The 10,695-nt window shown below is 64.5% G+C and carries 13 protein-coding genes; 9 read left to right on the top strand and 4 right to left on the bottom strand.

The window, feature by feature from the left end; translation table 11 throughout:
* Positions 1–183: 183 nt before the first annotated feature.
* A complete protein-coding gene (locus PMI40_RS19525) occupies positions 184–828 on the top strand; it encodes a glutathione S-transferase (RefSeq protein ID WP_008118930.1) in 645 nt (214 codons plus the stop codon).
* On the opposite strand, the gene PMI40_RS19520 is transcribed toward PMI40_RS19525, so the two are convergent.
* Positions 795–1,316 (bottom strand): glutathione peroxidase, encoded by a 522-nt coding sequence (locus PMI40_RS19520; protein WP_008118928.1) that lies wholly within the window; start codon positions 1,314–1,316, stop codon positions 795–797. The genes PMI40_RS19525 and PMI40_RS19520 overlap by 34 nt on opposite strands.
* A 75-nt stretch (positions 1,317–1,391) precedes the next feature.
* Positions 1,392–2,429: a type IV pilus twitching motility protein PilT gene (locus tag PMI40_RS19515; RefSeq protein WP_008118926.1), complete on the bottom strand. Its 1,038-nt coding sequence runs from the start codon at positions 2,427–2,429 to the stop codon at positions 1,392–1,394.
* A gap of 85 nt (positions 2,430–2,514) precedes the next feature.
* Here PMI40_RS19515 and PMI40_RS19510 point away from each other — a divergent pair, with 85 nt between their 5' ends.
* The 4 genes from PMI40_RS19510 to PMI40_RS19495 are packed head-to-tail and all read left to right on the top strand — an operon-like array spanning position 2,515 to position 5,019.
* The gene (locus PMI40_RS19510) at positions 2,515–3,228 is read left to right on the top strand and encodes a YggS family pyridoxal phosphate-dependent enzyme (protein ID WP_008118924.1); all 714 of its coding nucleotides are present in this window, start codon (positions 2,515–2,517) and stop codon (positions 3,226–3,228) included.
* 1 nt (position 3,229) lies between these two features.
* A complete protein-coding gene (gene proC / locus PMI40_RS19505) occupies positions 3,230–4,042 on the top strand; it encodes a pyrroline-5-carboxylate reductase (RefSeq protein WP_008118922.1) in 813 nt (270 codons plus the stop codon).
* The gene (locus PMI40_RS19500; RefSeq protein ID WP_008118920.1) at positions 4,042–4,770 is read left to right on the top strand and encodes a peptidoglycan DD-metalloendopeptidase family protein; all 729 of its coding nucleotides are present in this window, start codon (positions 4,042–4,044) and stop codon (positions 4,768–4,770) included. Before proC ends, PMI40_RS19500 begins: the two co-directional genes overlap by 1 nt.
* 21 nt (positions 4,771–4,791) lie before the next feature.
* A complete protein-coding gene (locus tag PMI40_RS19495; RefSeq protein WP_008118918.1) occupies positions 4,792–5,019 on the top strand; it encodes a hypothetical protein in 228 nt (75 codons plus the stop codon).
* 12 nt (positions 5,020–5,031) lie between these two features.
* Here the strand turns inward: PMI40_RS19495 and PMI40_RS19490 are convergent, their stop codons facing one another.
* Positions 5,032–5,691: a thiopurine S-methyltransferase gene (locus PMI40_RS19490; protein ID WP_008118916.1), complete on the bottom strand. Its 660-nt coding sequence runs from the start codon at positions 5,689–5,691 to the stop codon at positions 5,032–5,034.
* Positions 5,692–5,705: 14 nt separating this feature from the next.
* Positions 5,706–6,560, bottom strand: coding sequence for a 4-hydroxybenzoate octaprenyltransferase (gene ubiA, locus PMI40_RS19485; RefSeq protein WP_008118915.1), 855 nt, complete (start codon positions 6,558–6,560; stop codon positions 5,706–5,708).
* A gap of 220 nt (positions 6,561–6,780) precedes the next feature.
* On the opposite strand from ubiA, the gene ugpB reads away from it, so the two are divergent.
* The 4 genes from ugpB to ugpC all read left to right on the top strand — a co-directional run.
* Positions 6,781–8,088 (top strand): sn-glycerol-3-phosphate ABC transporter substrate-binding protein UgpB, encoded by a 1,308-nt coding sequence (gene ugpB, locus PMI40_RS19480; RefSeq protein ID WP_008118912.1) that lies wholly within the window; start codon positions 6,781–6,783, stop codon positions 8,086–8,088.
* 119 nt (positions 8,089–8,207) lie between these two features.
* Positions 8,208–9,092, top strand: a complete 885-nt coding sequence (gene ugpA / locus PMI40_RS19475; RefSeq protein WP_008118910.1) for a sn-glycerol-3-phosphate ABC transporter permease UgpA — start codon at positions 8,208–8,210, stop codon at positions 9,090–9,092.
* Entirely contained in the window at positions 9,089–9,940 is an 852-nt protein-coding gene (gene ugpE, locus PMI40_RS19470; protein WP_008118908.1) for a sn-glycerol-3-phosphate ABC transporter permease UgpE, read from the top strand. The genes ugpA and ugpE overlap by 4 nt, the downstream gene beginning before the upstream one ends.
* A gap of 15 nt (positions 9,941–9,955) precedes the next feature.
* Positions 9,956–10,695 (top strand): sn-glycerol-3-phosphate ABC transporter ATP-binding protein UgpC (gene ugpC, locus PMI40_RS19465; RefSeq protein WP_008118906.1); only part of this gene is annotated, 740 nt, incomplete at its 3' end.

The raw sequence follows: 10,695 nt of genomic DNA, 5'->3' as shown, positions 1-10,695 counted from the left end.
ATCAAAGCCAACAAACTGGTCGACCAGACCAAGAACTGATCGCAGAGCTCTATTACGCAACCGGTAGCATCATGACAGGACGCGCTTGCAAGCGCGCCCTGGGGACTGCCCGTGCGAATCGAGCACAAATGCTCCCGCATGCAGTAACATCGTCGCTTGAACCTCACCCAGGAGTGCTGCACGATGCAACTGATAGGCATGCTTGATTCCCCGTTCGTGCGGCGCGTGGCCATCTCATTGCAATTGCTGGGCTTGCCATTTCAACATCAGCCGTTGTCGGTGTTTCGCCATTTCGATCGCTTCGGCGACATCAACCCGGTGGTCAAGGCGCCCACGCTGGTGTGCGACGACAATGAAGTGCTGATGGATTCGACCCTGATCCTCGAATATGCCGAGGCGCTGTCGGCCGAAGTGTCAGGGCATAGCCTGACGCCGGACGATATCCCGGGACTGCAGCGTGCGCTGCGCATCACCGGGCTGGCCCTGGCCGTGTGCGAAAAGAGCGTACAGCTGGTCTACGAACGCCAACTGCGCCCGGCCGAGAAACTGCATGCGCCATGGCTGCAGCGGGTGCGTGGACAGTTGCTCGCAGCGTGCGCCGCGCTTGAGGATGAGTACGCCCTGCGCCAGGTCGTACCGACCAGCGCCACGATCGACCAGGCCACCATCAGCGCCGCGGTCGCCTGGTATTTCGTGCAGCAGATGGTGCCCGATGTGGTGCCGGCGGCCGACCACCCAGCGTTGAACGCCTTGTCCGCCGCCGCCGAGCGGCTACCCGAGTTCATCGCCGCACCTTACGGCGACGCTACCTTCGTCTGGCCGGCCTGAACCGGTTCGGCCAGCAACTGCTCGATATCGGAAATCATTTCTTCCGGACGCGTCTGCGGCGCATAGCGGCGAAACACCGTGCCGTCGCGGCGTACCAGGAACTTGGTGAAGTTCCATTTGATGGCTTTGCTGCCCAATAGGCCAGGCGCCTTTTGCTTGAGAAAGCGAAACAGCGGTTCGGCCTGGTCGCCGTTGACCTCGACCTTGGCAAACAGCGCAAAGCTGACCCCGAACTTGCTCTCGCAAAAGGCGCCGATCTCTTCTGCGCTGCCCGGCTCCTGCTTGCCGAACTGGTTGCAGGGGAAGCCCAGTACCGCCAGCCCGCGCTCGCCGAACTGGCGATGGATGTGCTCCAGGCCGTTGTACTGGGGCGTGAAGCCGCATTTGCTGGCGGTGTTGGCAATCAGCATCACCTGCCCACGCAGTTGCGCCAGGTCGAACTCGCTGCCATCGGCCAGCTTGGGGTGGAAGTCGTAGACGTTGCTCATGCGGGGTCCTGGAAGATGTCCTGGATGCCATTCTAAACCTCGCCGTCTCCGGCGTCTTGGCTGTCTCGGGCGCCATCAGCCCGGAAAGCTCTCGGGCGAGCGCGCCACGGCCCGTGCGCAGTCGAGGCTGATCTGCTGCTGCCGCACCAGCCGCTCCAGGCAGGCGTCCAGCGTCTGCATGCCGACGCCGGTCTGGATGGCAGAGTAGATCTGCGCCGTCTTGCCCTCGCGGATCAGGTTGCGAATGGCCGGGGTACACAGCATCACCTCGTGCGCCGCCACCCGCCCGCCGCCGTCGCGCCTGGGCAACAGCACCTGCGACACCACCGCCACCAGCGATTCGGCCAGCATGGCGCGAGCGGCTTGCTTTTCGCCGGCCGGGAACACATCGACGATGCGGTCCACCGTCTTGGCCGCCGACGCCGTGTGCAGCGTCGCCAGCACCAGGTGCCCGGTCTCGGCGGCGGTCAAGGCCATGCCGATGGTCTCGGCGTCACGCAGCTCGCCCACCAGCAGCACATCGGGGTCTTCCCGCAGCGCGGCCCGCAAGGCGCTGTCGAAGGACGAGGTATGGCAGCCGATCTCGCGCTGGCTGACCAGCGAACGGCGCGACTCGTGGATCACCTCGATCGGATCTTCGATGGTCAGGATATGGGCCGCGCGGTGCTGGTTGATGTGCCCCAGCATGGCCGCCAGCGTGGTGCTCTTGCCGCAACCGGTGGGACCGGTGACCAGCAGCAGGCCGCGGCTGCTTAACGCCAGTTCGGCGCAAACCGGGGGGGCGGAGATGGCTTCCAATCGAGGGGCCTCGGCGGCGATGGGGCGGATCGCGGCGGCCGCTCCACGCTGGTGGCAAAAGGCATTGACACGGAAACGGCCCAGCCGCTCGTGCTGGAAGCCGAAGTCGCATTCGTGCCGCATGGCGTAGCGCCGACGCTGCTCCTCGTTCATCATGTTGGCCAGCATGCGGCGCAGTGCCTGGTCGCTCAGGGCGGCCAGGTTGATGCGGCGAATCTCGCCATGCACCCGCATCAGCGGTGGCAGGCCGGCCGAAAGATGCAGGTCCGAGGCCTGATTTCTTGCGCTGAACGCAAGCAGGTCGACGATGTCCATTTATAATCCTCGCGGAGAAGCGCACAACGCGCGTTTCGACTCATTCTTTTCATGCCCCCGCAGGCTCGCCGTCCCGGCCCGGATTATGTCGTCAATCGCCACAAACTTGCAAGAGTTGCAACAAAGGATCGCCATCGCCACCGAACAGGTGCGACGTCCGCGGGGGGCGGTGCAACTGCTCGCGGTCTCCAAGACCTTCGGCCCGCAGGCGGTACTGGAAGCGGTACAGGCCGGCCAGCTGGCGTTCGGCGAAAACTATTTGCAGGAGGCGCTGGACAAGATCGATGCGCTGCAGGCGCTGGCGCCTGGGGCCGCGTTGCAATGGCATTTCATCGGGCCCATCCAGAGCAACAAGACGCGGCCCATCGCCGAGCACTTCGACTGGGTGCATTCGGTCGATCGCGAAAAGGTCGCCCGCCGCCTGTCCGAACAACGCCCGCCGGCGCTGGGACCGCTCAATATCTGCCTGCAGGTCAACATCAGCGGCGAAGCCAGCAAGAGCGGGCTGTCGCCCGCCGAATTGCCGCAGGTCGCGGCCCAGGTGGCGCAGCTGCCCGGCCTGCGCCTGCGCGGCCTGATGGCCATTCCCGAGGCCACCGATGACCTCGCGCGCCAGCACGCCGCGTTCGGCGCCGTGCGCGCCCTGTATGATCGATGCCGTGCCGACGGGCTGGCGCTCGATACCCTGTCCATGGGCATGTCGGCCGACATGCCGGCGGCCATTGCCGAGGGTGCGACCATCGTGCGCATCGGCAGCGCCATCTTCGGTCATCGTTCCACCCAAACAACCAGGAGTTGAATTGAAAATTGCATTCATCGGCGGCGGCAACATGGCCGCGGCGCTCATCGGTGGTCTGGTCGGCAAGGTCGCCGCGCCGGCCGACCTCCATGTGGTCGACCTCAACGCCGATGCGTTGCAGGCGCTCAAGACACGCTTTGGCGTCAGCACCGCCGCCGTCATTGATGGCAATGTCGCCAGTGCCGATGTGGTGGTGCTGGCGGTCAAGCCGCAGCAGATCGGCGAAGTGGTGGCCCAGCTCAAGTCCGTCATCGGTGCCCAGCTGGTCCTGAGCATCGCCGCCGGGATCCGCATAACCGATATCTCGCGCTGGCTCGACGGCCACCAGGCGGTGGTGCGTGCCATGCCCAATACGCCCGCCCTGATCGGCCGCGGCATCAGTGGCGTGGCCGCCGGCGAGCAGGTGTCGACCTTGCAGCGGGCGCAGGCCGATTCGATCCTCAAGGCCGTCGGCGAGACCGTCTGGGTGGGGCGCGAAGAACAGCTCGATGCGGTCACGGCGATCTCGGGCAGCGGACCGGCCTATGTGTTCTATTTCCTGGAGGCGATGCAAAAGGCGGCCGTCGAACTGGGCCTGTCGCCGGCCGAGGGCCTGGCGTTGGCCAGGGCCACCTTTGCCGGAGCCACCGAACTGGCCCAGCGCTCGGAGGAACCGGTGTCGACCCTGCGCGAACGGGTCACCTCCAAAGGCGGCACGACCTATGCCGCCTTGACCAGCATGGAGCAGTCCGGCGTCAAGGACGCCATCGTCGATGCCCTCAAGGCCGCCGCTTTGCGCAGCAAGGAACTGGGCGACGAATTCGGCCGGGCCTGATGAACAAGCGCGCTTCACGATTCGCGGCCTGGCCGCTGCTGGCGGTGATCTGGCTGGCCGGGTGTGCCTCCACCGCCGACAGCGATGGCTACTACACGGTCCAGCGCGGCGATACGCTCTACAGCATCGGTCGCGACTTCGACCAAAGCCCCGCCAACCTGACGGCCTGGAACCGGCTGCGCAACCCCAACGACCTGGAAGTGGGCCAGCGCATCCTGGTACGCCCGCCCGGCAACGTGGTGGCGCGCACCGGCGCCGGGCAGGCGCCGCGCGCGACAGGCCCGGCGCCGGCGCGCAAGCCGGCGGCGCCCGCGCGCAGCACGCCCGCGCCCAAGGACGACGACGCCCCGGCACCGGCCGATGCGCGCATCGACTGGGCCTGGCCCACCCAGGGCAAGTCCGCGCCCAGCGCCGACAGCTACAAGAAGGGGATCGACATCGTCGGCAGCGAAGGGCAGGCCGTGCTGGCCGCCGCCGCCGGCAAGGTCACCTACGCCGGCCACGGCATCCGCGGCTACGGCAACATGGTGATCATCAAGCATACCTCGGTGCTGTTGTCGGTGTACGCCCACAACAAGACCATCACGGTCAAGGAGGGCCAGACCGTCACCCGCGGCCAGCAGATCGGCACCATGGGCAACAGCGACACCAATCGGGTCAAGCTGTACTTCGAGATCCGCCGCAACGGCAAGCCGATCAACCCGATGACGCTGCTGCCGCCGCGCTAACCCCTATTGCAAGGAGCCCGCATGGCTACACTGGAAGAATTCGTCAGGAAACAAAAAGCCGGCGCCACCTTCGTCATCAGCGCCCAGATGCTGCGTATGAGCCCGGCCGAGTTCGACACCCTGGCGCAAGTCTGGCTGGACGACGGCGGCCCCGGCTTCAATGTGGTGGGAACACCATTCAGGTCGGTGGTGGAGGGCGAGTTCGTGATCAGCCGCATGACGGTCATGCGCACCACCGCCGAGGTCTAGCGCGGGCCCTGTTCAGCGTCCGCCCTGCAGGTCGTAGACCACGGTGTCGAGCCGCTGCAGGCCGCGCTCGATGAACTTGGTCTCCTGCGCCAGGATGTCGCGGCGCTCCATGACCAGCACATCGGTGTGGGCGGCGTAGAGCCGCTGCACTTCTTCCTCGGCCACCGCAAACGGTGGTCCCTCCATCAGCTGCTGCTCATATTCGAGCGTAATCAACAAGCCGCAGTAGTTCGGTGCCAGGCGACCGTACACCCGCTCGACGTAGCGCGCACGCATCTGCGGCGGCAGGGCGATCAGCGCGGCGCGGTCGTAGGCGCCGCGGCAGGCGGCCAGCGTGGCATCGTCCAGGTCGAAGATGTCGCCGCAGATGATCTCGACATTGCCGGCGCTGTAATGCCTGCCTTGTGCCGATTCGCGCAGCACCGGCTGCATGCCGTTGTCGTCGAAGAACTGCTGTACCGCCAGCGCCGACAATTCGACGCCCAGTATCTTGTAGCCTTGCGCGGCCAGCCACATCATGTCGAGCGACTTGCCGCATAACGGCACCAACACCGTGCTGCCCTGGGGCAGGGCCAGCGTGGGCCAGTGTTTTTGCAGCAGCGGCAATACCCGCTCCTGGTGAAAGTGGGTGCGGCCCTCGCGCCAGCGTTGCAACCAGAATTCCGAGTCCATGCTTGCTCTCCCTGCTAGCGCAAAAGGTAATCCAGCGCGACGCCGCCGAAGATCGCGGCGCCCAGCCAGTTGTTGTTGTTGAAGGCGGCGAAGCAGCGCATGCGGTCGCGGCCGCGAATGAGCGTGTAGTGGTACAGCGCAAAGCCGCAGGCCACCAGCATGCCGACCGAGAACCACAGGCCCAGGCCATATTGCAGGCCGACCGCCCAGATCAGCGCCAGCGCCACCGCATAGCACAGCATGATGGCCAGCACGTCGTAGCGGCCGAAGGTGATGGCCGAGGTCTTGATGCCGATCTTGAGGTCGTCGTCGCGATCGACCATGGCATATTCGGTGTCATAGGCCACGGCCCAGAATACGTTGGCCAGCAGCAGCAGCCAGGCCGCCGGCGGCACCTCGCCGGTGACGCTGGCAAAGCCCATCGGTATGCCGAAACCGAACGCGATACCGAGGTAGGCCTGGGGAATGGCGAAGAAGCGCTTGAAGTACGGATAGCTGGCGGCAATGATCACGGCCGCCACCGACAGTTGCTTGGTCAACGCGTTGAGCGGCAGGATCAGCAAGAACGACACGATCGCCAGCACCGCCGCCACCATCAGCGCTTCCCAGGACTTTATCTTGCCGGCCGTCAGCGGGCGCTGTTCGGTGCGCTTGACGAAGCGGTCGAAGTCACGGTCGGCGTAGTCGTTGATGGCGCAGCCGGCCGAGCGCATCAGCGCGGTGCCCACGATGTAGATGCACAGCACACCGGGTTCGGGGTGGCCGCCCGAGGCCAGCCACAATGCGATGAGGGTGGGCCACAGCAGCAGCAGGATGCCGATGGGTTTGTGGGCGCGCACCAGCAGCGCGTAGAGCTTGAGCCTGTTCATGCCTGATCCGTTGGACGAAACGCGCATTATAAATCGACAAGGCGTACCTCATCGGCAGCCTGACGATCATCTGACATCGGCCTCCCGGATCATGGGATGCGGTGCCGGCGACATATCATTTGTATCGTTTCAGCTGTGACGGATGCCGCCGATATCGCCGATGTAACGGCGTTGTCATGGAGCGTTGTTAGCATCAAGTCCCTTTTGTGGAGGTCTCTTGATGAAACTCAGAACATGGTTGGCCATGGGCGCGCTGGCAACGGTCACTTCCTCGGCCTTCGCCGCCACCGAAATCGCCTGGTGGCATTCGATGACCGGCGCGCTGGGCGAACGTGTCAATGCACTGGCCGACGAATTCAACAAGGGCCAGTCCGACTACAAGGTGGTGCCGGTCTACAAGGGTACCTACGACGAATCGATGGCCGCCGCCATCGCCGCCTACCGCGCCGGCAATGCACCCGACATCCTGCAGGTGTTCGAAGTGGGCACGGCCACGATGATCTACGCCAAGGGCGCGGTCAAGCCGGTGTACGAGGTGATGCGCGAAGCCGGTGAAGAATTCGACCAGTCAGCCTACGTGCCGGCCGTGGCCGGGTACTACTCCACGCCCAAGGGCATGATGTCGTTCCCCTTCAACAGCTCCACCACCATCATGTTCTATAACAAGGACATGTTCGCCAAGGCTGGCCTGGACCCCGAAAAGCCGCCGGTGACCTGGCAGGAGTTCGTCGGCATGGCGGCCAAGATCAAGGCCAGCGGCGCGGCATGCGCCTATACCACCACCTGGCAGTCGTGGGTGCAGCTGGAGTCGTTCTCGACCTGGCACAACGTCGAGCTGGCGTCGAAGAACAACGGCTTCGGCGGGCTCGACGCGCGCCTGAAGTTGAACAGCCCGCTGCATGTGCGCCATATCGAGAACCTGGCCAACTGGTCCAGGCAGGGGTACTTCACCTATGCCGGGCGCAAGGATGAGGCCAACGCCAAGTTCAACGCCGGCGAATGCGCCATGATCACCGGCTCCTCGTCGGCCTATGCCGATATCCGCAAGAACGCCAAGTTCAAGTTCGGCGCGGCCATGCTGCCGTACTACAACGATGTCCAGGGCGCACCGCAGAACACCGTCATCGGCGGCGCCTCGCTGTGGGTCATGAATGGCAAGAAGGCGGTCGACTACAAGGGCGTGGCCAGGTTCTTCACCTTCCTGTCGCAGCCTGAAGTGGCCGCCAGGTGGCACCAGGAAACCGGTTACCTGCCGGTCACCAAGGCGGCCTACGAGCTGACCCGGAAGGCCGGCTTCTACGAGCGCAATCCGGGTACCGATGTGGCTGTGCGCCAGATGATCGTCAAGACCACCGAGAAATCGCGCGGCCTGCGCCTGGGCAATTATGCGCAGATTCGCACGGTGTTCGACGAGGAGCTGGAAAACGTCTGGACCGGCAAGAAGAGCCCCAAGGACGCACTGGATTCCGCGGTCAAGCGCGGCGACGAATTGCTGGCCCGTTTCGAACGCGCCAACAAGGGGCAATAGGCGCTTGACCAGCGCAATACCGCCGGTGCCGGCCGACAGCGCATCCCGTGATGCGAGGTCGCCGGCATTCGGCTTTTTCTACCGCTGTCTTCATTGCTGTCTTCCGTCGGTGACCCATTGTGGAAAAACGCGCACGATTCAAGTCGACCTGGTTGCCCTATGCGCTGGTGGCGCCGCAGGTCCTGGTGACCCTGCTGTTCTTCTTCTGGCCGGCGGTGCAGGCCTTGTACCAGTCGCTGCTGTTGCAGGACGCCTTTGGCGGCTATTCCGAATTCGTCGGCCTGGAGAACTTCGCCAACCTGTTCGGTGACCCGACCTACCTGCAGTCGTTCCAGACCACCGCTGCCTTCTCGTTGCTGGTGGCCGTGCTGGGCATGGCGCTGTCGCTGCTGCTGGCGGTGTTCGCCGACCGCGTGCGCGCTGCGGCGGCGCTCTACAAGACTTTTTTGATCTGGCCCTACGCGGTCTCGCCGGTGGTGGTGGGCGTGTTGTGGATGTTCCTGCTGAGCCCATCGCTGGGAGTGTTGTCGCACCTGCTTGGCCGCCTGGGCATCGGTTGGGATTACATGGTCAATGGCGACGACGCCATGATCCTGATCGTCATTGCCGCGGTGTGGAAGCAGATCAGCTACAACTTCCTGTTTTTCCTGGCCGGCCTGCAATCGATCCCGAAGTCGCTCATCGAGGCGGCCGCCATCGATGGCGCGGGGCCGGTGCGCCGCTTCTTCACCATCGTGCTGCCGTTGATCTCGCCGACCACCTTCTTCCTGCTGGTGGTCAATATGGTCTATGCCTTCTTCGATACCTTCGCCATCGTCGAGGCCACCACCCATGGCGGTCCGGGCAAGGACACCGAGATCCTGGTCTACAAGGTGTTCTCGGACGGTTTCAAGGGCGGTGACCTGGGCAGCGCGGCGGCCCAGTCGGTGGTGCTGATGGCGGTGGTGGTGGTGCTCACCGTGGTGCAGTTCAAATACGTCGAGAAAAAGGTGCAATACGCATGATCGAACGTCGTCCCATCCTCGATGCGATCAGCCACCTGGTGCTGATCCTGGGCGTGCTGGCGGTGATCTTCCCGCTGTACGTGGCCTTCGTCGCCAGTACCCAGACCGCCGAGCAGTCGGCCATGTCGCCGATCTCGCTGGTGCCGGGCGGCGCGCTGCTGGACAACTATCGCATGGTGCTGTTCCAGGGCGCCTCCGGCCAGGTCAGCGCGCCGCCAGTGCTGAACATGCTGTGGGTCAGCCTGGTGACGGCGCTGGTCATCGCCGTGGGCAAGATATCGATCTCGATGCTGTCGGCCTTCGCCATCGTCTACTTCCGTTTCCCCGGCCGCAATTTCTTTTTCTGGATGATCTTCGTGACCTTGATGCTGCCGGTGGAGGTGCGCATCACGCCGACCTACCAGGTAGTGTCCGATTTCGGCATGCTCGATAGCTATGCCGGCCTGACGGTGCCCTTGATCGCCTCGGCCACCGCCACCTTCCTGTTCCGGCAATTCTTCCTCACCGTACCCGACGAGCTGGCCGAGGCAGCGCGCATCGACGGCGCCGGACCGCTGCGCTTCCTGCGCGACGTGTTGTGGCCGCTGTCGCGCACCAACGTGGTGGCCCTGTTCGTGATCATGTTCATCTACGGCTGGAACCAGTACCTGTGGCCGCTGATGATCGCTACCCGCCAGGACATGTATCCGATCGGGATCGGCATCAAGACGCTGATCTCGGGTGGCGATTCGGCCGTGGAATGGAACTTGGTGATGGCCACCATGATCCTGGCCATGCTGCCGCCGGGCCTGGTGGTGGTGGCAATGCAGAAATGGTTCGTCAAGGGCCTGGTCGATTCCGAGAAATAAATCCTACGAGCACATATGGCAGCAATCCAGTTCAGGCAGGTTCGCAAGCGCTACGGGCGCGGCAGCAAGGCAGTCGATGTCATCCACGGCATCGACGCCGAGATCGCCGATGGCGAATTCATCGTGATGGTGGGCCCTTCCGGCTGCGGCAAGTCGACGCTGCTGCGCATGGTGGCCGGCCTGGAGGAAATCAGCGACGGCGAAATCGTCATCGGCCAGCGTGTGGTCAACCAGCTCGAACCGGCCCAGCGCGACATCGCCATGGTGTTCCAGAACTACGCGCTGTATCCGCACATGACGGTGCGCCAGAACATGGCCTACGGCTTGAAGATCCAGCGCCTGCCCAAGGCCGAGATCGAGCAGCGGGTACAGCGTGCCGCCGCCATCCTGGAACTCGATGCCTTGCTCGATCGCACGCCGCGCCAGCTGTCGGGTGGGCAGCGCCAGCGGGTGGCGATGGGGCGCGCCATCGTGCGCAAGCCGGCGGTGTTCCTGTTCGATGAACCGCTGTCTAACCTCGACGCCCGGTTGCGGGTGCAGATGCGCCTGGAAATCCAGAAGCTGCATGCCAGCCTGCGCACCACCAGCTTGTACGTCACGCATGACCAGGTCGAGGCGATGACGCTGGGCCAGCGCATGATCGTGATGAATCGGGGCGTGGCCGAGCAGATCGGTACCCCCGCCGAAGTCTATGCCCGTCCGGCCACCACCTTCGTGGCCAGCTTCATCGGCTCCCCCCCCCCCCCCCCCCCCCC

The sequence above is a fragment of the Herbaspirillum sp. YR522 genome, assembly GCF_000282575.1.
Taxonomy (GTDB): domain Bacteria; phylum Pseudomonadota; class Gammaproteobacteria; order Burkholderiales; family Burkholderiaceae_D; genus Herbaspirillum.
The sequence above is the reverse complement of the archived record's forward strand: the minus strand, read 5'-3'. Positions and strand labels throughout refer to the sequence as shown.